Raw genomic sequence first — 25,204 nt, 5'->3', positions numbered from 1 at the left:
GGTCACACTGGCGACATCGACAAAAGAATGCGCGAGTTGTCGCGACATACTGCACGAATGCAAAAAAATCACATGGAAACGAGCCGCCCCACGATGCGCCCGTTCCGCAGCCAGCCATGACGGAGTTGAGGGTCAGCTGGGAGCACACGTTCCCCGACGACGGGACGAAGCTGGTCATCCATTCGAACTGGGTTTCCAACACCCCCGCCACGCAGGCCTACCTCGAGGCGCTGGTCGCGCGGGTCGGGCAGATGGACCCGGCGCCCCACTGCGTTTTCGAGAAACGCCAGGCCGTCCCTTCGCGCTCGTTGCCGCCGGACCTCGGCACCTTCACCTCGGCCGAGTTCTGGCAAGTGGCCGAGCTGCTGCACCTGCAGGCCACCCCGTCCCTTGCCGCCGCGCGGCTGGTGCTGGTCGAGGGCATGCGCCCGGCCAAGGCGGCGAGACAGCTCAACACGAGCCCGCAGGCGTTGACGAACACGCTGCGAAAGATCCGCACGGAGCGCGCGACCTCGTCGCGGCTGGGCAGGTTGCCCGCCGACCGGCCGCCATCCGAAGGCACCGCGCCGCAGGAGCCCTGAGCGGCCGACCGGCGCGCCCTCCCCGGCTTGCATAGGCACGGTCAATCCCGTACGCTGGCCCGGCGTCGATGCGCAGCACCCGAGCCCTTGCGGGCCGCCGGGCCGGCCTTGCGGACGCGCAAAGGAGTCCCGCCATGCCAAGCCGATCGAACGGCCTCGCGGCCGAAATGGAAGCAGTGCGAACGCTGGCGCTGGTGGGCGCGGCGGCCGCCGGCAAAACCTCCCTGGCCGAGGCCCTGTTGTTCAAGGCGGGCGCCGTCGGCGCGTGCGGCAGCGTCGAGCGCGGCAGCACCGTCAGCGACCACGACCCGCTCGAGCGCCGCATGCTGCACTCGCTCAACGCCTCGGTGATGCACCTCACGCATGCCGCCACACGCATCCACCTCATCGACACGCCCGGCGGCCCCGACTTTCTCGGCCAGAGCCTGCCGGCGCTGGAGGCGGTCGAAACGGTGGCGGTGGTCATCAATGCCGCCACCGGCATCGAGCCGATGGCGGTGCGCATGATGAATTACGCGGCCTCGCGCCACCTCGCCCGCATGATCGTCGTCAACAAGATCGACTCGCAGGGCGTCTCGCTGTCGGGCCTGCTGGCCGACATCCAGGCCACCTTCGGCCGCGAATGCCTGCCGCTGAACGTGCCCGACGGGGTCAACCGGCAGGTGATCGACTGCTTCTTCAACCGCTTCGGACGCTCCGACTTCGGCCCCGTCGAAGCGGCGCACCGCGCGCTGGTGGAGCAGGTGGTCGAGGTCGACGCGGCCTTCGTCGACCGCTACCTCGAGGAAGGCGATGTCGACCCGTCCGAGCTGCACGCGCCGCTCGAGCAGGCGCTGCGCGAAGGCCACCTGATCCCGGTGTGCTTCACCTCGTCGCGCAGCGGCGCCGGCGTGGCCGAGCTGCTGGACGTGATCGTCAAGCTCCTGCCCGACCCGACCGAGGCCAACCCGCCGGAGTTCCTCGTCGGCGAAGGCGCGCAGGCCCAGCCCATGCAGGCCCGGCCCGACCCGTCGCTGCACGTGCTGGCGCATGTGTTCAAGGTCACGATCGACCCCTATGTCGGCAAGATGGGCATCTTCCGCGTGCACCAGGGCACGGTCACGCGCGACAGCCAGCTCTACATCGGCGACGGCCGCAAGCCCTTCAAGGTGGGGCACCTGTTCATGCTCCAGGGCAAGGACCACGTCGAGGTGTCGCACGCGGTGCCGGGCGACATCGTGGCGGTGGCCAAGGTCGACGAGATCCATTTCGATGCCGTGCTGCACGATGCGGCCGAAGACAGCCATGTGCACCTCGCGCCGCTGCCGTTCCCGGTGCCGGTGTACGGCCTGGCCGTGGAGCCCAAGCGCCATGGCGACGAGCAGCGCGCCTGGGAAATCCTGGGCAAGCTCGCGGCCGAAGACCCGTGCCTGCGCATCGAGCATGTGGCCGCGACCAACGAGACGGTGCTCTACGGCCTCGGCGAGCTGCACCTGCGCCTCGTGCTCGAACGCCTGCGCGAGGTGTACCGCTTCGAGGTCCAGACGCGGCCGCCGCGCATCGCCTACCGCGAGACCGTGACCGCACCGGCCGAGGGCCACCACCGCCACAAGAAGCAGACCGGCGGCGCCGGCCAGTTCGCCGAAGTCTTCCTGCGCATCGAGCCGCTGGCGCGCGGCGCGGGTTTCGAGTTCGCCGACGAAGTCCGGGGCGGGGCCATTCCGAATCAGTTCATCCCCGCGGTCGAAAAAGGCGTGCGCGAGGTGCTGGCCTACGGCGCGATCGCCGGCTACCCCGTGGTCGACGTGCGCGTGGTGGTCTACGACGGCAAGCACCACAGCGTGGACAGCAAGGACATCGCCTTCGCGACCGCCGGCCGCAAGGCCTTCATGGCGGCGATCCGCGAGGCGCAACCGGCCGTGCTCGAGCCGATCGTGCAGATCGAGATCGCCGTGCCCGAGCATGCCGTGGGCGACGTCACGAGCGACCTGTCGTCGCGGCGCGGCCTGGTCACCGGCACCTCGGGCCTGGGGGCCGGCACGGTGGCCATCGGCGGACAGGTGCCCGAGGTCGAGCTGGCCAACTACCAGTCGCGGCTCAATGCGATGACCAGCGGCCAGGGGCGCTACACCATCGCGTTGTCGCACTACGAGGCCGTGCCACCGACCGTGCAGCGCACGCTGATGGGGCAGTACCGGGTGCGCGACGACGACTAGGCGCCCACCGGGGGCATGACGCTGCCGTGGCCTAATGGCCGGCATCCGCCATTCATCCCGCACGGGCTCCCCGATGAAGAAACTGCTGCCGCTGGTCCTGTCCACCCTGTTCGCCCTGCCCGCTTCGCAGGCCCACGCCGCACCGCGCCAGCCGTACACCCCGGACCAGGCGCGGGCGCTGCTCACGCAACTCGGTGCCCACGTGATGGTCATCAATTCCGACCAGACCCTGATCCGGAAAAAACCGGCGAGCGCGTTCGACGTGCTGACCTACTACCCGCTGCCCAAGGCCAAGGTCGACGAATACCAACGCAACGGCCACATCGTCAACACGAACGACGACATCGCCGACGCTGCCACCTACCGGATCAAGGACTACGCGCTGACCAACGAGAAGAACGAAAAGCTGCGCCTGAAGGACGACAGCGGCGCGCCGTCGCTGCAGGACTTTTCGCTCTGGACCTACGACAACGCCCTGAGCAGCCAGCGAGGCTTCTACGTGAAGCTGGACAAGCCCTTCGAGCGCGTCAAGGGGCACCTTACGGTGGTGTTCGAGATGCCCGGGAACATCCGGCACGAGACGCGGGTGCCGGTCGACCTGTCCATCACGGACAAGGACCCGCGGCCCGGCACCTGATCCTGCGGTCGCTTCACGGCGATCCTGGCTCGAAGAGCTCGCGCTGCGACGTCGTCAAGGCCGCGAAGCTGTCTCCCATGGGCTGAAGAATGGCATCGGCGATCGGCTGCAGTTGCCGGGTGAGGTAGTGCTCGTAGTCGATGCGCGAATGGCGGGTTTCCAGCGGCTCCGGCCCGTTGCGGGTCATGACGTACTGGATCCAGCCGCCCTTCTGGTACTGCTGGGTCCGGCCGACCCGGGCGTTGTGCTCGTCGGCGATGCGCGCGGCCCGCACCTGGGGCGGCACGTTGACCAGGTAGTCGTCGAGCCGATGGCGCAGGCGCTTGCGGTAGATGAGCAGGTCGTCCTTGGCGCCCGCCAGCGTCGCCTTCGCATAGTCGGTCACGAACGCCTTGTAGGGCTCGCCCTGGAAGATGCGTGACAGCAGGCCCTCCTGGAACTGGCGCGCCAGCGGGGTCCAGTCGCTGCGCGCCATCTCCAGGCCGCGGTACACCATCTCCTCCTTGCCCGCGGCATCCACGCTGAGTCCGGCGTAGCGCTTCTTGCTGCCCACCTCCGAGCCGCGGATGGTGGGCATGAAGAACTTCTTGTAGTGCGTGTCGACCTCGATCTCGAGAAAGCTCTGCAGGCCCTGCTCCTCGCGCAGCGTGCGCGCCCACCAGTCGTTGATGTCGCCCGCCAGGCGGGCCGCGACGGCGTGCGCCTCCTCGTTGGTGTGGGTGCGCCGGAGCCAGATGAAGATCGAGTCGGTGTCGCCATAGATCGCCTCGTAGCCCCGCTGCTCCACGAACTCGCGCGTGAGCTTCATCATCTCGTGCCCGCGCAGGGTCACGGCGGACACCAGCTTCGGGTTGAAGAACCGGCACTCGGACGCGCCCAGCACGCCGGCGAAGGAGTTCATGAGCAGCTTCAGCGCCTGCGACAGCGGCTCGTTCTTCGCGCGCTTGGCCTCGTCCCGCGCGTGCCACAGCGTGGTCACGATCTGCGGCAGGCAGTGCCTGTCGCGCGAGAAGACGGTCTCCTGCGGTCCGTGGATGAGCCCGGTCGGATCGGCGGCGTTCGAACCTTCGACGAGGCCCACCGGATCGACCAGGAAGGTGCGGATGATCGAGGGATAGAGGCTCTTGTAGTCCAGCACCACGACGGAGTCGTAGAAGCCCGGCTTCGAGTCCATCACGTAGCCGCCCGGGTAGGCCTTGCTCGCGATCTCGCCCACGTTCGGCGCCACGTAGCCCAGACGATGCATCCGCGGCAGGTAGTGGTGGCTGAACGCGGCGATGGAGCCGCCGAAGTGGTCGGCCTGCAGGCCGGTGACCTGGGCGCGCTCCATCATGAACTGCAGCAGCTTCGCCTTCTCGAAGATGCGCAGGACCAGCTCGCAGTCGCGGATGTTGTACAGCGCGAGCGCGGGCTTGTCGTGCTGGTAACGCCGCTCGATCTCCGCCATCTTGTCGTACTCGTCGCCGATGGCCTTGCCTTCGCCCAGCAGCGTCTGCGAGACGTTCTCGAGGCTGAACGACGGAAAGCTCCACACCGCGGCCCTGAGCGCCTCGATGCCATCGAGGACGATCCGCCCCGGCGTGGGCGCGAACAGGTAGCCCTGCTTGCCCGGGTGCGTGCGCCACTCGATGGGCCGGCGCTCCCGCCCCAGCAGCAGCGGCACGCAGCAGTCGTTGGCGGTTTTCTGCAGCACGCGCAGGTCGAACTGGACCACGCTCCAGCCGATGAGGACGTCGGGGTCGTTGCGCTCGAACCAGTCGTTGAGCTGCTCGATCATCGCCTTGCGGGTCGGGCAATAGACGAGCGAGAAGTCCATGGGGTCGCCCGGCTCGGGCGGCGGCGCGCCAAGCATGAAGACGACGCGCTCCGGCGTGCCGTCCAGCGCAATGGAGTAGAGCCCTTCATGCTGGCTCGTCTCGATGTCCAGCGACACGACCTTGAGTACCGGCCGGAATTCAGGCGCGGGGCTGAGCTTGCAGTCGACGAGCGTGGCGCCCTCGCCGCGCCCGCCCTCCACCCGCACGCCGGCGGTGATGAAGCGCTCCATCAGGTAGCGGTCGTGCGGGCGCACGTCGGCTTCGAGCAAGGGAATGCCCTGCGCCTGCAGGGCGCGCGCCAACCGGCCGATCTGGCGGAAGTGCGTCGCATAGACGCCGAGGACGGCTTCCTGCTGGAAATTCCGGAGCGCGAGCTCCCGCAACTGCACGCCCGGCATGGCCGCGAGGTGGACTTCCACCGCCGCCCTGTGCCGGGCGGCGACGAAAGCGACGCTGCTGCGGGAGGTCAGCACCACTTTCCTCGGCCCTGCCTCGGTGGCCAGCCAGTACTCGATCTCGGTGCCGGTCGGAGCATCACGCCAGTGGCGCGTGAGGATGAAGCCCTGGAGGTCGGTGGAGGTCACGGGCGCTGGGCGATTCGGGTGGGACGGGGAAGGCGGACGGAATCGGAGGATTCTCGCCCCGCCCGGCCAGCTGGCGCCCGGTGATCGCAACCCGTCCGAGCGGGGCTACCGGATTGAACAGATGCGCAGACCGTGCCGAATCGCCTTCCCCCGTTCTCGCCCCGAGCGTCAAGTTCGGCGCTGTGGGGTTCCAGTAACGATGATCGGATCGACGGGATCCATGCGGACGGCAGCTCGCGGGAAGTCGAAAAGCTCCTCAGGATTGGAGGCAAGGATCCTCTCGATGGCGCTTGCATCGTGGTCAAACCAACTCGCCAGAGCATTGAGCAAGATGCCAGCGTCCTGCTCCACCGAGAAGCCCACATGGGGCCAGTCGGTTCCCCAGACCATGCGAGTTGGCGCTTCCGAGTACAGGCGCTGGGCGCGGCGGGCGATGCGAGGATCTCGAAGGTCGGCCGACAGGCGATAGCCGATCAGCTTGACCCACACGCGGCCCGTTGAGAGCAGCGACGACAAGACGTGCTCAGCCTCGCCGGACTGCGCCCCCAAGGACAACCCACCGAGATGGTCGACGACCAGCGTGCAGGGCAACTGCTCCAGCGTTGACTTGAGCGAGGGCCACTGATCCTCCCTGGGAAGGATCTCGGCATGCCAACCACGGTCCGCCAGTTTCGGCGCCAGGACCTTCAGGTCGTTGAGATCGACGGTGCCGCCAAGCTGGCCCGACATGATGAATCGCATTCCCCTGACGCCCATGGCGTGCCAGGCATCGAGTTGCGCATCGGTCGTGTCCGCATCACCCACCACGACGCCACGCAGCACCTGCGGCTCAGCGCGCAGCGCTTGCTCGACGGCGCGGTTGTCCTTGCCATACACGCTGGCCTGAACGACCACCGATCGCTCGAACTTGATCGATCGGCGCAAGCGGCGCAGTTCCGCCGGCGGTGCCGGTGCGGGCTCGTAGCTCGCGTCCGGCACCGTGTTCAAGAAATCTTCAGGCGTGACATGGCAATGAGAATCGCACGCCCGCGCGGGGACCTGAAAGTCGGGGGCCGCATAGTTCTCCGGCGGCGGCAGGCAGGCTGCTGTCAATTGCATCGTTCTTCTCCAGACACAGTGAACGGTTTCCAGGAAATCAAAGGCATTCGCTCGTCGCTGAACGCTTGTCGATGACAACGTCGGTGAGCGCCTTGCGATGCAGGTAGCAGTGCACGTTGCGCACGACGGTTTCAACCCGGCGCGTTTCCAGTGCATCCGTCCATCCCGCGGCATGCGGTGTCATCACCAGGTTGTCCAAGGTTTCGAACGCCAGGCTGCCGGGCGCGCCCACCATCGAAGATGGCGACGGATATGTGTACCAGGTGTCAACGATGGCACCACGAATTTCGCGGCGTTGAAGCGCTCCAAAGAGTGACGCCTCGTTGACGACCGGCCCGCGCGCGACGTTGATCAGGATGGCGTTCGACTTCATGCGAGACAGCTCATCCTTGTCGATCAGGTTCAGCGTTTCTGCGCCACCCGGTACACACAGAAGAACATAGTCGCTCTGCGCAAGGAGGGCCGGCAAAGCCTCCATGCCGCGCCACCAGTTCAGCTCGCGGGAGACGCCAGGAGATCGACTCACGGCGATCGCCTGCATTCGAAACGCAGTGGCCAATTGAGCGACACGTTGGCCGATTCTTCCGAAGCCCACCAAGCCGATGGTCTTGCCTTGCAACTCGCCGTGCTTGCGACCGACAACGGAGCCGCCGCCCCAGGTCCATCGGTGCTGCCGCAATTCGGCATCCATCTCGCGGAACGGAATCTCGGCGTTCAAGATGGCGCCCATCACGTACTCGGCGATGGGATCGCTGCCGTTGCTGACGTTGCAGACCACCGAGTTGGCTGGCACCCACTCGGAGCGCAACCAGTCGACGCCCGAGAACGGAAGAATGGTCAGGCCGAGCCGGCGGCTGGCGGCGAAGGTCGCTTCAACACCGAGGCCTTGTGCGTGTCGCGCCCATTCGGCAGATCCGATCAGGATTTCGGCCACGGCTGCCTTGCGCGTCAAGCCTTCCGTGCCCTCCTCGGCGCACCATGACTCGGCAACCCAACCGGGGCCGAGACAGGCCAGCAGAGGTTCCCTGAAGACCTGGCTGTAGCGCCCAGCCAGTAGCAGCGTGCGAGGTATTGGTGTCACGGCCTTCATACCTTCGGGATACCCAGTCGATCGACCAACTGCTTGTAGAGCGCGATGTCGGCAGCGATCAACGCCTTGGTCTGCGCTGCGGTGCGATAGACGTAGCCGAGGTCTCGCTCGCGGAGCCAATCCTGCGTCGATCGCAGCTTGGCGGCCTTCGCCAGCACCGTGGCGTAGTAGTCCACCACATGATCCGGAGTGCCCGCAGCTACCGCAGCGACGATCCAGGATTCGCCGGTATAGCCCCTGACACCGAGTTGCGCGGTCGTCGGCACACCCGGGAGCGAGGCGAGAGGCTGGCTTGCACCAAGTACAAGACCTCGCAACTTGCCCGACCGGATGAGGGCATGGGCTGCCGACACATCCAGCATTCCAACGTCGACGGCATTTGCCAACAAGGCGGAGGCCACCTCACTGCCACCCTTGTACGGAATGGTCGTGGTCTTGATGCCCACCGTCTCGTTGAGCCACTCGGCTTGCAGCTGCAAGGCCGTGGAGCCGATGCCCAGGTTCAGGGTCTTGGGACGGGCCTGTGCTTTCTGGACCAGGTCTTCGAAGCTCTTGATTCCCGAAGATGCCCCCGTCACAAGCACAACGGGCCCCGTTGCCAGGACGCCCACTGGTACAAAGTCCGTCAGGGGATCGTAGGGCAAGCTCTTGGCGATGGCAGCGTTCACTGCAAGCGTCGACGAACTCCCGATCAGCAGCGAATATCCGTCGCGCGCAGATGCGAGCACGTTCTGTGCCCCGATCAGGCCACTTGCGCCAGGCCTGTTGTCAGGAACCACCGGCTGGCCCGAGAGTTCTGCCAGAGCCTTGGCATACAGGCGGCCGACGAGATCGGCGGCGCCCGATGGAGGAAATGGAATGACCATGCGAATGGGCCGCACGGGAAAGGCATCGCTCTGCGCCGACGCCGCCCATGCACCTGCAGTCCACACCGCCAGACCGGCGGTCACGAGCTGCATGGCGGATCGCCGACTCAGGTGGGTCGAGCGATCAGGAGCCCCTGGATGTCTCTCGGTAAGTGTTCGATTCATATCGTGTCCCGTGAATGTTCAATGCGCCCTGCACTGACAGATCAAGCGAAGGTCCAGGCTCCGCAACGCTGCGGGCCTGATGTAGAAGGCGTTCAACGGCCCTGAAACACCGGAACGCGGCGTTGTGCGGCAGCCCTCACGCCCTCCAGAAAGTCGGGATGCCGAAACTGCTCGAGTTGAACCGCGCACTCATGGCGATTCACTTGCATCACGTGGTCCGCGAATCCCGCTCGCAACGTGCGCCTCGTGCTTTGGACGGCACCGGGCGCCGAGCGCGCGATCTCTTGCGCCATGGCCAGTGCCGTGGCAAACGGGTCTTGATCCTCCGAAAGAGCGTCGATCAACCCCAGCGCCAATGCCTGTTGCGCGCTGATCCGCTCGCCCGTGTAGAGCATCCAGGCGGCCTTTTGCGCGCCCACGACGCGCGGCAAGGTGTGGCTGATTCCGAAACCGGGATGAATGCCCAGTCGGTTGAAGTTGGCGCTGAACCGGGACTGGGGCGATCCCACGCGGAAGTCAGCGACCAGGGCAAGCCCCAATCCGGCACCGATGGCAGCGCCCTGTATCACCGCAACGATGGGTTTCCGGTTCGAGAAAGGCCGCATGGCCTGCGCGTAGAACGGCGACGGGTCGAGCGCCGTGCTGTTTTCGGCTTGATCGAAATTCGCTCCAGCGCAAAACACGCTGCCACCACTGCGCAGAACGATCGAGCGGCAATCCTCGACCGCATCGAGATGCTCAAGACTGTCGGCCAATTCCTTGACCAGTTCGACGTCGACGAAATTGTGCGGGGGATTGTTGATCTCGAGCACGGCAACATGCCCTGTGAGTTCACAGCTGACACGACAAGCATTCATGAAACGTACCCTCGAGTGCTATTGCGCGGAAACTTCATGACGCCACAGTGCGTGCTCGTCGTGCAGCCGTCGGCGCTGAACCTTGTTCACTCCGGTGTCGCGGGGGAGGCTCGCGATCTGGATGATTTCCACGGGCCGCATGATGCTCGGCAGACGCTGAATTGCTGCGAGCGTCTTCTCCAGGTCAATTCGAGGATCTGCAATCCACAAGACGACGCGTTGACCGCTCACCGCATCCGCTCTCGACCAGATCGCGAACTCGGACAACTCCGCTTCCTTTTCCAAAGAACGTTCCACGAAATCGATCGGAACGTATTCGCCGTTGACTCGAATGGATTCGCTCATCCGCTCGATGAAGACAAGGTTTCCAAGGTGGTCAACGCGGCCTCGGTCGCCCGTGTGAAACCAGCTGTCGGCGTCCGTCGAAGGGTCTAAAGCTCCGTCGCGAAGGTAGCCAGAAAACAGCGTGTCCGCCTCCCGCGCTCTGACATGGATTTCGCCCTCTTCGGATATCTTGAATTCGGCGTCGAAACGCACGCGCCCGGCGTAGTGGGTAGGGCCTTCTTCCGCCAAGGAGCGGTCGCCTGCGCGAACATGCCATGTGTGACAAAGCCCACCGGCTTCGGTGGACCCATACGCCGTGATTCCAATGGGGATTCCGAACATGCCCAGGAATTCGCTGATGGCGCCAAATACCACGCGCACCTTGTGGCCCGCGCTTGCGTCGACATCCGCTTCCTTCATCAGCATTTGAAGGGGCGTGACATGCAGAACGAGTGCGGTCGCGCCGATCTGCTTCACGGTGCTCCAGAAGTTCTGTGCGGCAAAACGCTGTGTCCCCAGAACGCCCGCGCCTGCAGTCCAGGCCGCCACGACACCGTAGCCCAGAGGGTTGATATGGAACATCGGCATCGGCGCAAAGACAACGTCATTGCGAACGTAGCCGAGAGAGTCGGCAATGAAGCGACCCAGCCTGATGAAATAGGAGTGGCTCAGTGCGCAAAACTTGGGGCGACCCGAGGTGCCCGAGGTATGCATATAGCACGCGATCTCCGAGCCGTCGCAGGCCAGCCCCGTCAAGAGCGCATCGCCCTCGACTGGCACGTCTGATTTGCCTGGTCTCGGGACCTCGGCACTCTTTACAACCAAATGGCCGGACCACGCGTTCCGTGCGTCGATAGAAGCCCAGTTCGGATGAGTGGGTGCGCGGTACGTGTCATCGAAAAATGCAACGGCATCCGGATTCAGATCAAGCAGCATTTCCCTGATCAGGTCTTGAGGGTAGTGCGGATTGATGAGTGCCGTACGGACGCCGTGCAACTGACAGGCCATCCAGAAAATCAAATAGTGCTCGCTGGTGACTCCAACAAAAGCCACTGTTTGTCCCTTGAGAATGGCGCCAGACATCGATGCGCAAAGCGTCTGCGCTGTCTTGAAAGCATCTGCCATGGGGGCCGACACCTTGTCTGTGCCGAACACCGCTTCAGGCGATCGTCGAACGGCGTCCTGAATGAGGAGCGCCAAATTGCGGATATTTTGATTGAGCATTGCTTGGGTTCTCTGCAGAATATTTGAAGCGTTTCGCCACCACTCTCTTCTTCAGAAGAAGATGGGTAGCGACCTTTTTTAGCCGACCGATTTGCAGGCTGTTTTCAATCAGCCCAACTCCATTCGGCCAATGTATTTCCCAATCGTGTTCTTCAATATTTCCACCGACCCTCCTCCGATCTCCGCAACCTTGGCATCCCGCCAATAGCGATTGAAAGGCGAATTCACAGCCGTCCCGTATGCGCCGCAAACCTGAATAGCCTGGGACGTCACCCGGTTGGCGACGGAGCAGCAAAACAGCTTTGCTTCGCTGGCGTAGCGCTCGGGCTCGCGCTGCGCCTCCAATGCGTCAGCCGCCGAATACAACAACAAGCGGGCTGCGTCGATGTCCGTGAGCATTTCTGCGAAATACCATTGAATCCCTTGAAAATCGAAGACCGATTGCCCGAAGGCCTTTCGGTTTTTGACGTAGGCAAGGGATTCGTCAAATGCTGCACGCGCCATGCCGATGACCATGGCCGCGTTGAGCGTGCGCGAATAGTTCAGATTGCGCAGCACGACTTTCAGGCCTCCACCCGGCTCGCCGAGAAGGTATTCGTAGGGCAACCGAACGTTCTCGAGTTTGAGTTCCACGTGTGGCCCGTTTCGCCCGCCAAAGGTCTCGCTCCTCTCGCCAACAAAGGTGCTTACGCCAGGTATTTCTCGCGGAACTGCAAAAACCCCCAGTCCTTTCTCGGTTTGAGCCAGGATGATGAACAGATCGGCACCACTCCCCGATGTAATGAATGATTTTTGGCCGGACAAGATCCAATGATCGTTTTCAAGCACCGCCTTGGTGTCCAACGAGCGGATGTCGCTGCCATGATTTTGTTCAGTCAGCGCATAGGCCGCTGTCAGGCCTCGTGAAAATTTCGGCAAAAACTCGTTCTTCAATTTTTCGTTGCCAGATCGCAGAATTGCGTTCTGCGCCTGAAAATTCGAGTTCAGAGAAATTCCGACCGAGGCACTGGCCACCCCAATTTCTTCGAAAAACGAAACCACTCGCCGGAATGAGCATCCGCCACCCCCATATTCTTTGGGGACGATCAGCGCATTCAGGCCCTGTTTTGCCGCTTGCTCCACAACCTCGGAAGGGTATGCGTCATTCCGATCGAGTTGAGCCGCAGCGGGCTTTGCGTAGGTTTCAGCAAAGGCGCGAAATTCATTCACGGCTTGTGCAGGTTCAAATTCCGTCCACAGCGGCATTTTTCGTCTCCTATCTTGTCAATCAAGGGGTAAAGTTTTTGATTCCGTATCAACCAGAAATCAACGGGCTGTAACTCGCTCGGACCGTACGGCGGAGATCGAGAGCAACTCGCGCACGGTTGCGTCGCGTGGCCGGCGGATTCAGCAGGGAGAGAGCTCGGCGCAGAAGCGCTGGATGCGCTTGCAGGCTTCGACCAGGCTCTGCGTGCTCGCGGCGTACGAAACGCGGAAGTGACCGGGCATGCCGAATGCGCTTCCATGCACAACACTGACGCCTTCTGCGGCAAGAAGCTCCAGCGCGAATGTCGCGTCGTCCTGAATCGGCTTGCCGCTGGGCGCTCGTTTCCCGAAGGTTCCGGCGCACGATGGAAATACGTAGAAGGCGCCCTCTGGCCGTGCGCATGCGAGGCCAACGCAGGCATCGAGTTGGTCAACGACCAGGTCTCGGCGTTGCTTGAACACTTCGCGCCTCGCCGCCAGAAAATCTTGTGGGCCTTGCAGCGCCGCCACAGCCGCCCATTGCGCGACCGAACTGGCGGCGGATGTCACCTGCCCCTGTACCACGTCCATCGCCTTGATCAAGGAGGCCGGCCCGGCCCCGTAGCCGATGCGCCACCCCGTCATCGCATAGGCTTTCGAAACGCCATTGACGATCAGCGTCCGCTCCCGCAGCCGCGGCTCGACGGCTGCAATGGTTGCGAACTCGAACGCGTCGTACACCAGGTGCTCGTAGATGTCGTCGCTCATGACCCAGACGTGCTCATGACGCAGCAGGACCTCTGCAAGCGCACGCAGTTCATCGCGCGTGTAGGCTGCGCCGGAGGGGTTCCCTGGCGAGTTGAGAACCACCCATTTCGTTTGGGGAGTGATGTGCCGCTCGAGAGCTTCCGGTGTCAGCTTCAGGCCGTTGGCGGCGGTCGTCTCTGCAATGACGGAGGTCGCTCCGCACAGGGCCACGAGCTCCGGATACGAGACCCAGTAGGGCGCGGGAATCAGCACCTCGTCGTGCTCGTTGAGCGTGGCCATGAACGCATTCGCGATGACCTGCTTGCCGCCATTGCTGATGATGATTTCCTCGCGCGTGTAGACAACGCCGTTCTCCCGCCGGAACTTCTCGACGACGGCATCACGCAACTCGGGGATGCCGTGGGTCGGCGTGTACCTGGTCTTGCCGCCCGTGAGTGCGCGGATGGCAGCGACCTGAACATGCTCGGGTGTCTCGAAGTCGGGCTCGCCCGTGCTGAGCGCAATCACGTCGCGGCCCTGCGCGGCGAGCTCGCGAGCCCGCTGCGTGGCGGCAATGGTGCTCGACGGTTTGATGCGAGCCAGAGACTTGGAAAGAAAATTGGACATGACGACTCCTGTGCAGCTACGCACAATCGGCTTGATCGGAATGCGGCCGGGACTCAGGGGCGCCGAACTTCGGCGATGAACTTCCGGGCGCGGGGGTGCTGTGGATTGGCGAAGAACTGATCGGGAGCGGCACGCTCGACGATCGCCCCCGCGTCCATGAACAGGATTCGGTCCGCCACTTCTTTCGCGAAGCCCATCTCGTGGGTCACGCACATCATGGTCATGCCATCCAAGGCCAGCTGCTTCATGACGGCCAGGACCTCACCCACCATCTCGGGGTCCAGCGCGCTCGTGGGTTCATCGAAAAGCATCACCGGCGGACGCATCGCGAGCGCTCTGGCAATCGCCACACGCTGCTGCTGGCCTCCCGAGAGCTGTGGGGGGTAGGCATCCGCCTTGTGCGCCAAGCCAACCTTCACCAGCAACTCCATTGCGCGCTCGCGCGCCTCGCTCTGGCTCACCTTCGCTACCGTCATGGGTGCCAGCTCGAGATTGCGCATGACACTCAGATGCGGGAAAAGATTGAAGCTCTGGAAGACGAAGCCAATGCGACTGCGCAAGCTGTTCACGTCAGTCTTCGGGTTGTGCACGTCTTCGCCGTTGACCATGACGCGGCCCTTCGAAATCGGCTCCAGCCGATTGACCGTTCGGATCAACGTCGACTTGCCGGAACCCGAGGGCCCGCACACCACCACCACCTCGCCTTGCTTGACGGTTTCGTTGATCTGGTTGAGGGCTTGATAGCCGCCGTAGAACTTGTCCACGTTGTCGAAGGTGATCATGTCGTGGCCTCTTTGGACACCAGGCGCTGGAGGGGGGTCGGCACGTCGGTCGTGCAGCGTGCTTGGTTCAACTTCTTCTCCAACCGGGAGACAGCCAATCCCAGCGCCCAGCAGAGGACGAAATAGGTGATGGCCAGAATCAGATACACCTGAAATGGACGGGTGAGCAGTTGGGCGTTGATCTGGTAGGCCGAGTAGGTCAGTTCTCCGACGCTGATGATGTAGCCGAGCGACGTGTTCTTGATCAGGTTGATCAACTGGTTCAGGATGCTCGGAATCATGTTGACGAGTGCCTGCGGCAGGATCACCTTGCGCATCGTTGCAAAGTAGGTCATTCCCAATGATCGAGCGGCCTCGACCTGGCCCTTGGGGACGGCCACGATGCCCGCCTTCACGACCTCCCCCATGAAGGCGAGCTCGTAGACGACAAGTGCGACGATCAAGGTGGTGATCCCGGAGATGCTGTGCCCCACGACCATCGGCACGATGAAGTAGGCCCAGAAGATCAGCATCAGGACAGGCAGGCCGCGCACGGCGTAGACGAGAGCGGTCGCCGGGTACTGAACGGCCTTGATGGGAGACGTCCGGGCCACCCCCATCACGACGGCGAGGGGAAACGAAAGCAGCAGCCCGGACACGGCGAGAAACAGCGTGAGCGCCAAGCCGCCAACGGGGCCATTCGGGAACTGGCCGACCAGGAGCAGAAGGCCATAGTCACGAAGGATGTCGATCATCGGACACCTCGCAGCGGATCCAGGCGAACGCTCCAGGCGTGGCCGATGCCCATCAGCGCGAACGAGCAGACCCAGTAGAAGATCGACGCAATGGCGTAGACCTCGAAGGTGCGAAAGCTCTCGCTCTCGATCTGGTGGGCCGCGTAGGTCAGTTCGGCGAGGCCGATCGCCATGGCCAAGCTCGTCGCCTTGAACAGCCCCAGCGACTGGTTGGTCAAAGGCGGCACTGCGACACGAAGTGCCTGCGGAAGAACGACGAAGCGCATCGCCTTGGCGTAGGACAGGCCCAACGCTCGCGCCGCCTCCATCTGCGTGGGCGACAGGGACCGCACACCACTGCGCAGATCCTCCGACATGAAGGCCGCCGCGTTCAGCGTCAGCGCGATCCAGACGAAGATGAATTCGCTCCCATGGGCGTTGATCCACGCCTGCCAGGCCTCGGGCAGCACCTGAGGCACGCCGAAGTACCAGATGAAGATCTGGACCAGGCCAGGCACGTTCCGGTGATAGCCAACGAACCCTTTGGAGACGGCGTGGAGTCCGGCCAAGCCGGACTGCCGCATGGAAACGACGACAAGTGCCAGAAGGAGGCCCGACACCCATGCAGCCGCGAAGAGCACGAGTGTGTTGTACGCGCCGGCGATCAACCAGTCCAGATAGCGGCCGTTCAACACGGCCCCGAAATTCAGATCAAGCATGGATGCGCTCGTGGCTCTGATTTGCGAGCTTGATCAGAATGCACTGAGCGGCGTCAGCTTCTTCTCGCGAACGATCTTCAGCTTCGTGTCGGGCCCGAACCACTTGCGCCACAACGCGTCGAGTTCTCCAGACGACTCCATGTCGCGCAATGCCTTGTTCACCGCATCGAGCAATTCGCTCTCGCCCTTCTTCACACCCAGGCCCGTGGGCTCGTAGACGAGGGACTCGTCGAGAAAGCGGAACTTGCCTGAACTTTCGTGGAGCAGTCGCGCGCCGGGTGCTTGGGAAATGGCATAGGCCTGAACCTTTCCCTGTGCGAGCGCCAGGAAGGCCATGGTGCCGTCCTGGTAGGTCACCACTTCGGAACCCGCAAGCTTGTTGCGAGCGTTGAGCTCCGAGGTCGAGCCCTTGTTGGCGGCGATCTTCTTCCCGGCAAGGTCGGCGAACGTCTTGATGGGCGAATTGCTCGCCACGATGATCTTCAAGGGCAGCTGGTAGTAGATGTCCGAAAAGGCGATCTGCTCGGCACGCTCCTTCGTGTAGCCCAGGGAGGCCGCCACCACATCCACACGCCCCAGCGCCAACTCGGGAATGCGGGCTTCGACGGAAATCGGGCGGTGCTCCAGTTCAACGTGGAGGTGCTTTGCGAGGCTCTTGCACGTATCCACATCGAAGCCGACGTACTCGCGGGTGGCAGGGTTCTGAAACGCAAGGGGTTCCGCCCCCGTCAGCGTGGCGCACACCAGCTTGGAGCGCGCCTTGATGTCGCTGAGACGATCGGCCTGTGCCGTGGTGGCGCAGACGCAAAGAGCGACGGCGATGACGCGAGTGAAAGTCAATCGGAACATGAGCGCAACTCCTGAAGCGGCTTGATGCCAGAGGCCAAGAAATGAGATGGAAGCCCGCATTCTGGAGACTTTGAAAAATTAAAAAAAACGATTTATTTTTATAGAATTGCATCTGTTTTACACATATTCCAAGGGGGAACCCGCAGTGCATGAAGTCCCACCGGCAGAACGAACATGATGTCGTTCAAGCAACTTGAGGCGATCTATTGGGTGGTCAAGCTTGGCGGCTTCTCGCAGGCCGCGGAGAAGCTTCACACCACGCAGTCGGCGATCTCGCGGCGAGTCCAGGAACTGGAGAGCCTCCTGGACACTTCACTGTTTGACCGCTCTTCACGCGCCGCCCGATTGACGGAGAAGGGGCAGCAGACCTTTGCGATCGCCAAGCGGCTTCTTGCCCAGCGCGACGAAGCGATGGAGCAGCTTGCACAGGCACAGGTGGTCGAACGCAGACTGCGGATCGGCCTCACCGAACTCACCGCAATGACCTGGTTCCCGCGGCTGGTGGGCATGATGCAGGTCCATCACCCCCGCGTTGTCCTGGAGCCCGACGTCGACGGCAGCGTGACCATTCGCAAGAGACTCCTGGCCGACGAGATTGATCTTGCGATCGTTCCCGACGCGGAAGACGACAGCCGGATCACCAAGAAAGCCATCGGCAAGGTGGTCAGCGCCTGGATGTGCAAGCCCGGCATGCTGCCTGCGGACAGGACGTTGCGCCTCCACGAGCTGGCCTCGCATCGAATCCTGACCCAGGGCAGCCGCTCGGGGGCGGGCCTCGCCTCGGAGAACTGGTTCAAGTCCTTCGGCCTCACCCCGAAGCAGTCGCTGCCCAGCAACAGCATCATTGCCATCATCGGCATGACCGTGTCTGGAATCGGGATCAGTCCCCTTCCTCGTGATTGCCTCGCTCCGATGGTCGACCTGGGCTTGCTGCAACCCATCAAGGTCACGCCGGCAATCCCCGACATCACCTACGTCGCGATGAGCAGGAGCGAGCAGCGAAGCACGTTGATCGACTCCACGGTGCTGCTTGCACAGGAGTGCTGCGACTTCACGCAGGTTTTCCAACCCGGCGCCATCCCCGCCGACGCCCCGGCGCCTCCCAGCTATTGATCGAACTTCGGGAAGCCGCGACGAACCCCGACGTCACCTTGCGCGTGTGGGAGGACGGCGAGCACACGATCTACAACCACGCGTCGGAGCGGACCGCCTTCGTGGCGGACTGGTTTGCTCAGCGGCTCACGCCGGGTTGACGCTTCGCCCCCGGCCCCTCAAAGCACCCCAGCCTCATCCCCCTGCGCACCGTCGTCCAGCACCGGCACCTCGCTGGCCACCAGCGGTTGGCCGATGGGCGCGCCGGCCTTCCCCACCTGGACCGCCGCCATGTCGGCGTCGTTGGGGTACTGCCCCGCAATCCAGTAGTCGAACACCCGCCGGACGATCGGTGCCGCGTGCGCCGCGCCGAAGCCCGCGTTCTCGACGATCGCGGCCACCGCGATCGTCGGGTCTTCGGCCGGGGCGAATGCCATGTACAGCGCGTGGTCGCGCTGGCGCGCATCGAGCGCCTTGCCGCTCGCGCGCGCCTTCGGGCTCAGGCCCACGGCCTGCGAGGTGCCGGTCTTGCCGGCCGAGGTGTACGCGGCGCCCGCAAACACGCGCGTGCCGGTGCCGCCCTTGGTGACCGCCACCATCGCGTCGCGCACCACCTCGACGTGCTTGCGCGCATAGCCCAGGTCCTGGGCCGGGGGCTGGACCTGCTGCACCACCTCGCCGGTCGACGTGTCGCGGATGGCCCGCACCAGGTGCGGCTGGTAGCGCACGCCGCCGTTGGCCAGCGTGGCGTTGGCCGAGGCCAGCTGCAGCATCGTGAAGCTGTTGTAGCCCTGCCCGATGCCCAGCGAAATCGTCTCGCCCGGGTGCCAGGCCTTCATGTCGGCGCGCCGGTAGGCCGCGCGCTTCCACGCCCTGCTGGGCAGCACGCCGCGCGACTCGCCCTGCAGGTCGATGCCGGTGAGCTGCCCGAAGCCCAGGGGCGCCATGAAGTCGTGGATCAGGTCCACGCCCATCTCGGCGGCCAGCGAATAGAAGTACGTGTTGCTCGAGAACTGGATGGCGCGGTGCATGTCGACGCCGCCCAGCCCGCCCCGGTGGCTGCGGAAGGTGCGCCCGCCGAAGTTGTAGAAGCCCGGGTCGTTCTCCACCTTGTCGGCGCTGCGCTTGCCGGTCTGCAGCGCCGCCATCGCCATGAAGGGCTTGTAGGTGGAGCCGGGCGGGTAGGTGCCGCGCAGCGCGCGGTTCAGCAGCGGGTTGTCGGGCGACTCGGTCAGCGCCTTCCAGTTCTCCGTGTCGATGCCCTCGACGAACAGGTTGGGATCGAAGGTGGGCTTGCTCACGAAGGCCAGCACCTCCCCGGTCTTCGGATCGATGGCCACGAGCGCGCCCCGGCGCTCGCCGAACATGTCTTCCACGAGCTTTTGCAGCTTGATGTCGAGCGACAGCATCACCGTCTGCCCCGGCCTGGCGGGGTGGCGCGACAGGCGGCGCACCGCGTGCCCGCCGGCCGAGGTTTCCATCTGCTCCACGCCGGTCTGGCCGTGCAGCGCCTTTTCGTAGCTCTGCTCGATGCCGACCTTGCCGATGTAGTCGGTGCCCCGGTAGTTGGCGCGCTCGTCTTCTTCCCAGTCGTCCATCGCGGTCTTCTCGCGCTGGTTGATGCGGCCGATGTAGCCGATCACGTGCGCGCCCACCTCCCCGTGCGGGTAGGTGCGAAACAGCCGCGCCCGGATTTCCACGCCGGGAAATCGATAGCGCTGCGCCGCGAAGCGCGCCACCTCTTCGTCGCTCAGGCGGGTGCGGATGGGCAGGGAGTCGAAGCTGCGCGAATCCTCGCGCAGGCGCTGGAAGCGGCGGCGGTCCCTGGGCGTCACTTCGAGCAGCTCGCCCAGTTCGTCGATGACGGTGGCGATGTCACCCACCTTCGACGGCGTGATCTCCAGCGTGTAGGCGGCATAGTTGGACGCCAGCACCACGCCGTTGCGGTCCAGGATCTGCCCGCGGTTGGGCACCACGGGGACGATCGCGGTGCGATTGCTCTCGGCCCGGTCCGCCAGCGTTTCATGGCGCACCACCTGCAGGTAGACCAGCCGCGCGCCGATCAGTCCGAAGCCGAACAGCACCGCGCAACCGACCACCACCACGCGGCGGCGAAAAAGAGCGAGCTCGGCGGCGGCATTGCGGATTTCATTCATCGGGCGAAACGGGGGGAAAGAAGCGGAGAAGCCAGATAGGAGGCCCTGCTCGCCCGAAGGTTCCGCGTCGGCGGTCGACGAGACGCGATCGTCCGCTCAGGCCCACGCCTCTTCGGCACCGATGCGAACCTGGCGGGTCGGCACCACCTGCTTGAGGCCGTGCCCCGTGCGCTCGTCCCCTTCGGAGATCAGCCGCATCATGGCCTCGCGCAGCGCGGGGCACACGCCTGTGCCTGCGTGCAGGTCGCGAAAGAAGCGCATGGTGGCGCCCGCCACCACCTCGGCCATCTGCACGCCGGCCGCTTCGTGCGATTGCCTGAAATCGAGGGCGGCCACTTCTTCGAAGCGGTGGTCGGACGGGGGCGTGCACAGCAGTTCCATCGCACGGTCCGCGCCTTCGGCAGCGGCCTTCCCCTGCCCCAGGATGCGCTGCACCTCGAAATTCTGGTCGTGCACCAGCCGGACATCGGCCAGGCAGTGCCGGTAGTAGAGATGGATTCGGGCGTAAATGCGCATGAACGACGTCAGGTTCGGCAGCGTCCAGGCCTGCGTCGACGACGTGTTGAGCTCGGGCGGCGGAAGAAACTCCAGCCAGGGCTGATGCTGGGCCCCGCTCAGCGCGTGGTACTCGGTGTTCGCCGCTTCGACGATGCGGCCGAACCCTTTCGCGACCTGCGCCGCGGCCTCTTCCTCCTCCTCGGCGGTGTGCGTGGCCAGGTCGCGCAGGCTGGCAAACGATGCGTGAAGCGTCCCGGCCTCCGGCGTCAGGCAGGACGCGACGAAGCTGTCCAGCACCTGCGCATCGGCATGGACGTGCAGGAAATCCGCGACGGCGTTCCTGAGAAAGTCGAGCCGCATCGACTCGGGGTAGCCCAGGCAGGACGGCAGCAGCTGGAACGACGTGATGCAGCTGCAGATGAAGTAGCGCTTGTCGACCAGCTCGACGAAAAGCGGGGCCCGCCGGTCGAGCAAGGCGTGGATCACGGCAGCGGAGAACTCCGGCCTGGATGCCAGCGATCGGGCACCGGGTTCGCCCGAGGGAATGCGGTGGCGATCGCGCAACGCCTGGAGGCGTGCATCCCACTCCTCCTCGTCCTGCAGCCCGACGCCCGCCAATGCAAAGTAGGGTTGCCTCTTGAAGTCGTAGCCCGTGCCGCTGTCGACCATGTCGCCGCTGTGGCCGCTTTCGTCGATGTAGATGGTGGTCATGGTGCCGGGGCGAACGCCTCGCGCCGTCGTGCGGTCACAGGGGCCTCTTCATGCGGCAGGTCGTGGGCTGCTCGGCCGCCTTGGCGTCCACGCTCGCGATCTGCTTCCAGCCGAATCCGGTGCCTTCCTGGTCGTACCGGACGGCCGCGCCGTCGACCTTCTCCCAGCTCTGGACGAACATCGCCTGCTGGGCTTGGTGATCCGACTTGCGCAGGACCACGGGACCGTTGATGCCCTCGAAGCGCAAGCCCTCGAGCTGGGCGGCCACCTTCGCCGGCTCGGCGGACTTCGCGCTGCGGATGGCGCCGGACAGTGCGACGACGGCGTTGTAGCCCATGCCGTTGATGAAGTCCTCGCCGAACTGCTTCTTGAAGTTGCCCAGCACGGCCGAACTCTTCGCACCGGGGTCGTTGGGGTTGAAGGTCGAGACCAGCTTGACGCGGCCCTCGCCCGTCGCGCCGATGGTGCCGGGCACGCCGTAGTTGCTGCCGTTGAAGGTGTAGAAGTCGACCTTCAGCCCGAAGTCGTTGGCCGCGCGCACGATGAGCGCCAGGTCGGAACCCGAGCTGGCCGTGATCACCGCGTCGGCGCCGGACTGGCGGATCTTGGCCATGTAGGGCGCGAAGTCTTTCACCTGCGCGGTCGGGTGCAGGTCGTCGCCCACGATCTCGATGTCGGCGCGCTTGCGCGCAAGCGACTCGCGCGATGCGCGCGCCGTGTCCTGCCCGTAGGCGTAGTTGGGATTGAGCAGGTGGATCTTGCGGATGTCCTTGCGGCCGGCCAGGTAGGTGGTGAGCGCATCGACCTTCATGTCCGAGTGCGCGTCGGTGCGGAAGTGCCAGTAGCTGCACTTCTCGTTCGTGAGCACCGGTGCCTGCGACGCGTAGTTCAGGAAGACGATCTCCTTGCCCGGATTGCGGGCGTTGTGCTTGTCGATGGCCTCGCCCAGCGCGATGCCCACGCTGGACGAGCTCGCGCCCTGGACCACATAGCGGATGTCCTTGGCCACGACCGTGCCGAGCAGCGCCACGGCCTCCTGCGGCGACAGCTTGTTGTCGAAGGGAACGATCTCGAACTGGTAGGGCCCCGCCCACTTCTCCTCGTTCGCCACCCGCGCCGCGTACTGGAAGCTCTTCAACACGTTCTGTCCCAGGCCGGCCATCGGGCCCGACAGCATGTCGAGCGTGGCGATCTTCACGGTCTGCACGGGTTGGGCGCTGGCAGCCAGGGCGATGCACAGCATCGGCGCGGCGATGGTCTTTGTCAGGTTCATGGTGAGTCTCCTTGTGGATGGCGATCTGCGGGTGTTCAGACGATGACGGCGCCGCCGTCGGCGACGAGCGTCTGGCCGGTCACGAACGCGGCTGCGGGCGATGCCAGGAAGGCGATGGCGCCGGCGATCTCCTGCGGCTGCCCGACGCGCCGCAAGGGCAATTTCTTCTGCGTGAACGACTGGATCTCGGGGTCCGCGAGCAGCATGCCGGCCATCTTGGTGTCGATCAGGCCCGGCGCGATGCAGTTGACGCGAATGCCCTGCGGGCCCCACTCGACCGCCAGGTCGCGGGCCAGTTGCATGTCGCCGGCCTTGGACAACCCGTAGGCGCCGATCGTCGAAGAGCCCTGGAGGCCCGCGATGGACGAGACGATCACGATGGCGCCGTTGCCCCTGGCCTGCATGTCGGGCCGAACGAGATTGGCCAGCCAGAGATTGCTCAGCACGTTGTTGCGCACGATCTTCATGAACATCTCGTCCGCGATCTCGGCCAGCGGCCCGTAGTGCGGGTTGGTGGCCGCATTGCAGACCAGGATGTCGATGGCGCCGAAGCGCTCGCGCACCTGCGCCACCATCGCGCGCAGCTCCTCGGGCTGCGAGATGCTGGCCTGGCAGGCGAAGGCCTGCCCACCTTGCGCGCGGATGCCCTCGGCCACTTCCTCGCAGGCCTCGAGCCGCCGGCTGGAGACACAGACTTTGGCCCCGAGCAGCGCCAGGTGCTCGGCGGTGGCGCGGCCGATGCCGCGGCTGGCCCCGGTCACGACGGCGACTTTTCCGTTCAGGTCGAACAGGTTCATGCGTGGAGATCCTTGAAAGTGGAAAGAAGAGAGGAAGCCGGTGCGCCGATGTCTTGCCGCAGCAGGTGTTTTTGCAACTTGCCCGACGGCGTGCGCGGCAGCGTGTCGACGCAGACGTAGTCGCGCGGAATCTTGTAGCGGGCCAGCTTGTCGGCCAGGAAGGCCTTGAGCGCCTCGCTGTCCGGTTGCCGACCGGGCCGGGGCACGATGACCGCCACCACGGTTTCGCCCCAGTCCGGGTGCGGGCGGCCGATGACGGCCACGTCGGCCAGGTCGGGATGCGGCGACAGCGCGTCTTCCACCTCCTTGGAGTACACGTTCTCGCCGCCGGTGGTGATCAGGTCCTTGAGCCGGTCCACCACGTAGTAGTAGCCGTCCTTGTCGACCCGGGCCAGGTCGCCGCTCCGGTACCAGCCGTCGGGCGTGTACGCGGCGCGCGCGGCCTCGGGGTCGTTCAGGTAACCGCGCATGGCGGCTTCGCTGCGCAACTGGATCTCGCCGACCTGGCCCGCGGGCGTCGCGCTGCCGTCTTCGGCAACCACGCGCACCTGCACGCCCGGCAGGCTGGAGCGGCCGATCGACCCTGCCTTGCGCAGCGCGTCCTCCGGGAACAGCGCGGTGCCCAGCGGGCCCATCTCGGTCATGCCGTAGACCTGCATGAACTGCGTCGTGCGATAGCGCTGCATGAGCCGCTTCGCCATGTCCTCGCCCAGCGGACCGCCGCCGTAGATCCACAGCCGCATCGAGCCCAGGTCGTGGCGGTCGAAGTCGGCGAGTTCGAGCGGCGCGAGCAAGGCGATGGGCGCGCCGAAGGTCAGCGTGACGCGGTGCCGCGCAATCGCTTCCAGGAATCCGCGCGGCGCGTACTCGCGCAGGAAGACCAGCGTGCCGCCCATCAGCAGCGTTCCGAAGGTCCAGTTGTTGAGCGGCGCCGCATGCCAGATCGGCATCGCGATGAGCATCCGGTCGTTGTGCGTCATCGACAGGGCCGCCGCGCAGACCAGCGCCGTGGTGAAGACCGCACGATGGCTGTGCAGGCATCCCTTGGGTTGGCCGGTGGTGCCCGAGGTGTAGAGCACCTGCGCCAGCGCATCGTCATCGACCAGCGCAGGCAGCTCGCCCGCTTCCGTGCGCTGCACCAGCGTGTCGAAGTGATCGAAGCCGACGTCCACCGCGCCGGCCATGTCGCCGGTGCCCAGCAGGCAGGCCTCGGTCTCGATGCGTTGCGCCACGCCCAGGGCGACGTCGATGATGCAGAGCCTGGCGTCGCTGTGGCGCAGGATGAACTCGACCTCGGGCTTTTGCAGCTTGTGGTTGACCGGCACGATGACCGCGCCCAGGCGCAGCGCGCCCAGCACGCCGATGAGAAAGTACGGCGTGTTGAAGCACATGAGGGCCACACGGTCGCCCTGCCCCACGCCCCGGTCGCGCAGCACCTGCGCGGCGCGGCGGCTGAGCGCCTGGATCTGCGCGTAGCTGAAGGCTTCGTCGCCGTAGTACAGCAGCGTCTTCGTGGGCCAGCGCGACGCGCTCTCGTCGAACATCGAGATCAGGTTCATGGATTTTCCAATGGGATGC

At 64.8% G+C, this 25,204-nt stretch carries 22 protein-coding genes; 5 read left to right on the top strand and 17 right to left on the bottom strand.

The window, feature by feature from the left end; translation table 11 throughout:
* Window positions 1–116 precede the first annotated feature (116 nt).
* The 3 genes from VHAB30_RS06500 to VHAB30_RS06490 all read left to right on the top strand — a co-directional run bounded on the left by VHAB30_RS06500 (window position 117) and on the right by VHAB30_RS06490 (window position 3,413).
* The gene (locus tag VHAB30_RS06500; protein WP_062471967.1) at window positions 117–581 is read left to right on the top strand and encodes a hypothetical protein; all 465 of its coding nucleotides are present in this window, start codon (window positions 117–119) and stop codon (window positions 579–581) included.
* 134 nt (window positions 582–715) lie between these two features.
* Window positions 716–2,776: an elongation factor G gene (gene fusA, locus VHAB30_RS06495; RefSeq protein ID WP_159276228.1), complete on the top strand. Its 2,061-nt coding sequence runs from the start codon at window positions 716–718 to the stop codon at window positions 2,774–2,776.
* 73 nt (window positions 2,777–2,849) lie between these two features.
* Window positions 2,850–3,413 (top strand): hypothetical protein, encoded by a 564-nt coding sequence (locus VHAB30_RS06490; protein ID WP_235926463.1) that lies wholly within the window; start codon window positions 2,850–2,852, stop codon window positions 3,411–3,413.
* Window positions 3,414–3,426: 13 nt separating this feature from the next.
* Here VHAB30_RS06490 and VHAB30_RS06485 read toward each other — a convergent pair whose 3' ends face one another.
* The 12 genes from VHAB30_RS06485 to VHAB30_RS06430 all read right to left on the bottom strand — a co-directional run bounded on the left by VHAB30_RS06485 (window position 3,427) and on the right by VHAB30_RS06430 (window position 17,099).
* A complete protein-coding gene (locus VHAB30_RS06485; RefSeq protein WP_159276226.1) occupies window positions 3,427–5,814 on the bottom strand; it encodes a DNA polymerase II in 2,388 nt (795 codons plus the stop codon).
* 168 nt (window positions 5,815–5,982) lie between these two features.
* On the bottom strand, window positions 5,983–6,912 hold the full coding sequence (locus VHAB30_RS06480; RefSeq protein WP_159276225.1) for an amidohydrolase family protein: 930 nt from the start codon (window positions 6,910–6,912) through the stop codon (window positions 5,983–5,985).
* Between the two features lie 37 nt (window positions 6,913–6,949).
* Window positions 6,950–8,002 (bottom strand): NAD(P)-dependent oxidoreductase, encoded by a 1,053-nt coding sequence (locus VHAB30_RS06475; RefSeq protein WP_159276224.1) that lies wholly within the window; start codon window positions 8,000–8,002, stop codon window positions 6,950–6,952.
* Window positions 7,999–8,961 (bottom strand): Bug family tripartite tricarboxylate transporter substrate binding protein, encoded by a 963-nt coding sequence (locus VHAB30_RS06470; RefSeq protein ID WP_159276223.1) that lies wholly within the window; start codon window positions 8,959–8,961, stop codon window positions 7,999–8,001. Before VHAB30_RS06470 ends, VHAB30_RS06475 begins: the two co-directional genes overlap by 4 nt.
* A gap of 164 nt (window positions 8,962–9,125) precedes the next feature.
* The gene (locus VHAB30_RS06465; protein ID WP_308789332.1) at window positions 9,126–9,845 is read right to left on the bottom strand and encodes an enoyl-CoA hydratase/isomerase family protein; all 720 of its coding nucleotides are present in this window, start codon (window positions 9,843–9,845) and stop codon (window positions 9,126–9,128) included.
* A 63-nt stretch (window positions 9,846–9,908) separates the two neighbouring features.
* The gene (locus tag VHAB30_RS06460; protein WP_159276221.1) at window positions 9,909–11,438 is read right to left on the bottom strand and encodes a class I adenylate-forming enzyme family protein; all 1,530 of its coding nucleotides are present in this window, start codon (window positions 11,436–11,438) and stop codon (window positions 9,909–9,911) included.
* Window positions 11,439–11,546: 108 nt separating this feature from the next.
* Window positions 11,547–12,683 carry an acyl-CoA dehydrogenase family protein gene (locus tag VHAB30_RS06455; protein ID WP_159276220.1) on the bottom strand — a complete coding sequence of 379 codons (1,137 nt, stop codon included), beginning with the start codon at window positions 12,681–12,683 and terminating at the stop codon, window positions 11,547–11,549.
* 141 nt (window positions 12,684–12,824) lie between these two features.
* The gene (locus tag VHAB30_RS06450; RefSeq protein WP_159276219.1) at window positions 12,825–14,036 is read right to left on the bottom strand and encodes a pyridoxal phosphate-dependent aminotransferase; all 1,212 of its coding nucleotides are present in this window, start codon (window positions 14,034–14,036) and stop codon (window positions 12,825–12,827) included.
* Window positions 14,037–14,089: 53 nt separating this feature from the next.
* Window positions 14,090–14,818: an amino acid ABC transporter ATP-binding protein gene (locus tag VHAB30_RS06445; RefSeq protein WP_159276218.1), complete on the bottom strand. Its 729-nt coding sequence runs from the start codon at window positions 14,816–14,818 to the stop codon at window positions 14,090–14,092.
* Window positions 14,815–15,552, bottom strand: coding sequence for an amino acid ABC transporter permease (locus VHAB30_RS06440; protein ID WP_159276217.1), 738 nt, complete (start codon window positions 15,550–15,552; stop codon window positions 14,815–14,817). The genes VHAB30_RS06445 and VHAB30_RS06440 overlap by 4 nt, the downstream gene beginning before the upstream one ends.
* The gene (locus tag VHAB30_RS06435; protein WP_159276216.1) at window positions 15,549–16,250 is read right to left on the bottom strand and encodes an amino acid ABC transporter permease; all 702 of its coding nucleotides are present in this window, start codon (window positions 16,248–16,250) and stop codon (window positions 15,549–15,551) included. Before VHAB30_RS06435 ends, VHAB30_RS06440 begins: the two co-directional genes overlap by 4 nt.
* 33 nt (window positions 16,251–16,283) lie before the next feature.
* Entirely contained in the window at window positions 16,284–17,099 is an 816-nt protein-coding gene (locus VHAB30_RS06430; protein WP_159276215.1) for an ABC transporter substrate-binding protein, read from the bottom strand.
* A 174-nt stretch (window positions 17,100–17,273) separates the two neighbouring features.
* On the opposite strand from VHAB30_RS06430, the gene VHAB30_RS06425 reads away from it, so the two are divergent.
* Both VHAB30_RS06425 and VHAB30_RS06420 read left to right on the top strand, forming a co-directional pair.
* Window positions 17,274–18,212, top strand: coding sequence for a LysR family transcriptional regulator (locus tag VHAB30_RS06425; protein WP_308789331.1), 939 nt, complete (start codon window positions 17,274–17,276; stop codon window positions 18,210–18,212).
* A complete protein-coding gene (locus VHAB30_RS06420) occupies window positions 18,209–18,352 on the top strand; it encodes a hypothetical protein (protein WP_235926460.1) in 144 nt (47 codons plus the stop codon). Before VHAB30_RS06425 ends, VHAB30_RS06420 begins: the two co-directional genes overlap by 4 nt.
* Window positions 18,353–18,370: 18 nt before the next feature.
* Here VHAB30_RS06420 and mrdA read toward each other — a convergent pair whose 3' ends face one another.
* The 5 genes from mrdA to VHAB30_RS06395 all read right to left on the bottom strand — a co-directional run bounded on the left by mrdA (window position 18,371) and on the right by VHAB30_RS06395 (window position 25,185).
* Window positions 18,371–20,347, bottom strand: coding sequence for a penicillin-binding protein 2 (gene mrdA / locus VHAB30_RS06415; protein ID WP_159276214.1), 1,977 nt, complete (start codon window positions 20,345–20,347; stop codon window positions 18,371–18,373).
* Between the two features lie 96 nt (window positions 20,348–20,443).
* Window positions 20,444–21,556 (bottom strand): DUF3800 domain-containing protein, encoded by a 1,113-nt coding sequence (locus VHAB30_RS06410; RefSeq protein ID WP_159276213.1) that lies wholly within the window; start codon window positions 21,554–21,556, stop codon window positions 20,444–20,446.
* 34 nt (window positions 21,557–21,590) lie between these two features.
* Window positions 21,591–22,829: a branched-chain amino acid ABC transporter substrate-binding protein gene (locus tag VHAB30_RS06405; RefSeq protein ID WP_159276212.1), complete on the bottom strand. Its 1,239-nt coding sequence runs from the start codon at window positions 22,827–22,829 to the stop codon at window positions 21,591–21,593.
* 35 nt (window positions 22,830–22,864) lie between these two features.
* Entirely contained in the window at window positions 22,865–23,626 is a 762-nt protein-coding gene (locus VHAB30_RS06400; protein ID WP_159276211.1) for an SDR family NAD(P)-dependent oxidoreductase, read from the bottom strand.
* Window positions 23,623–25,185, bottom strand: coding sequence for a class I adenylate-forming enzyme family protein (locus VHAB30_RS06395; RefSeq protein ID WP_159276210.1), 1,563 nt, complete (start codon window positions 25,183–25,185; stop codon window positions 23,623–23,625). Before VHAB30_RS06395 ends, VHAB30_RS06400 begins: the two co-directional genes overlap by 4 nt.
* Window positions 25,186–25,204: the final 19 nt, after the last annotated feature.

It is taken from the genome of Variovorax boronicumulans (assembly GCF_009811375.1).
Classification (GTDB): domain Bacteria; phylum Pseudomonadota; class Gammaproteobacteria; order Burkholderiales; family Burkholderiaceae_C; genus Variovorax; species Variovorax boronicumulans.
This window is presented reverse-complemented; position numbering and strand designations above follow the sequence as displayed.

What these genes read in the sequence shown, in the direction of transcription:
- VHAB30_RS06500 (WP_062471967.1), top strand. Translation starts at nt 117, where the DNA reads ATGACGGAGTTGAGGGTCAGCTGGGAGCACACGTTCCCCGACGACGGG.
- fusA (WP_159276228.1), top strand. Translation starts at nt 716, where the DNA reads ATGCCAAGCCGATCGAACGGCCTCGCGGCCGAAATGGAAGCAGTGCGA.
- VHAB30_RS06490 (WP_235926463.1), top strand. Translation starts at nt 2,850, where the DNA reads ATGAAGAAACTGCTGCCGCTGGTCCTGTCCACCCTGTTCGCCCTGCCC.
- VHAB30_RS06480 (WP_159276225.1), bottom strand. Translation starts at nt 6,912, where the DNA reads ATGCAATTGACAGCAGCCTGCCTGCCGCCGCCGGAGAACTATGCGGCC.
- VHAB30_RS06475 (WP_159276224.1), bottom strand. Translation starts at nt 8,002, where the DNA reads ATGAAGGCCGTGACACCAATACCTCGCACGCTGCTACTGGCTGGGCGC.
- VHAB30_RS06470 (WP_159276223.1), bottom strand. Translation starts at nt 8,961, where the DNA reads ATGCAGCTCGTGACCGCCGGTCTGGCGGTGTGGACTGCAGGTGCATGG.
- VHAB30_RS06460 (WP_159276221.1), bottom strand. Translation starts at nt 11,438, where the DNA reads ATGCTCAATCAAAATATCCGCAATTTGGCGCTCCTCATTCAGGACGCC.
- VHAB30_RS06455 (WP_159276220.1), bottom strand. Translation starts at nt 12,683, where the DNA reads ATGCCGCTGTGGACGGAATTTGAACCTGCACAAGCCGTGAATGAATTT.
- VHAB30_RS06450 (WP_159276219.1), bottom strand. Translation starts at nt 14,036, where the DNA reads ATGTCCAATTTTCTTTCCAAGTCTCTGGCTCGCATCAAACCGTCGAGC.
- VHAB30_RS06445 (WP_159276218.1), bottom strand. Translation starts at nt 14,818, where the DNA reads ATGATCACCTTCGACAACGTGGACAAGTTCTACGGCGGCTATCAAGCC.
- VHAB30_RS06440 (WP_159276217.1), bottom strand. Translation starts at nt 15,552, where the DNA reads ATGATCGACATCCTTCGTGACTATGGCCTTCTGCTCCTGGTCGGCCAG.
- VHAB30_RS06435 (WP_159276216.1), bottom strand. Translation starts at nt 16,250, where the DNA reads ATGCTTGATCTGAATTTCGGGGCCGTGTTGAACGGCCGCTATCTGGAC.
- VHAB30_RS06430 (WP_159276215.1), bottom strand. Translation starts at nt 17,099, where the DNA reads ATGTTCCGATTGACTTTCACTCGCGTCATCGCCGTCGCTCTTTGCGTC.
- VHAB30_RS06425 (WP_308789331.1), top strand. Translation starts at nt 17,274, where the DNA reads ATGATGTCGTTCAAGCAACTTGAGGCGATCTATTGGGTGGTCAAGCTT.
- mrdA (WP_159276214.1), bottom strand. Translation starts at nt 20,347, where the DNA reads ATGAATGAAATCCGCAATGCCGCCGCCGAGCTCGCTCTTTTTCGCCGC.
- VHAB30_RS06410 (WP_159276213.1), bottom strand. Translation starts at nt 21,556, where the DNA reads ATGACCACCATCTACATCGACGAAAGCGGCCACAGCGGCGACATGGTC.
- VHAB30_RS06405 (WP_159276212.1), bottom strand. Translation starts at nt 22,829, where the DNA reads ATGAACCTGACAAAGACCATCGCCGCGCCGATGCTGTGCATCGCCCTG.
- VHAB30_RS06400 (WP_159276211.1), bottom strand. Translation starts at nt 23,626, where the DNA reads ATGAACCTGTTCGACCTGAACGGAAAAGTCGCCGTCGTGACCGGGGCC.
- VHAB30_RS06395 (WP_159276210.1), bottom strand. Translation starts at nt 25,185, where the DNA reads ATGAACCTGATCTCGATGTTCGACGAGAGCGCGTCGCGCTGGCCCACG.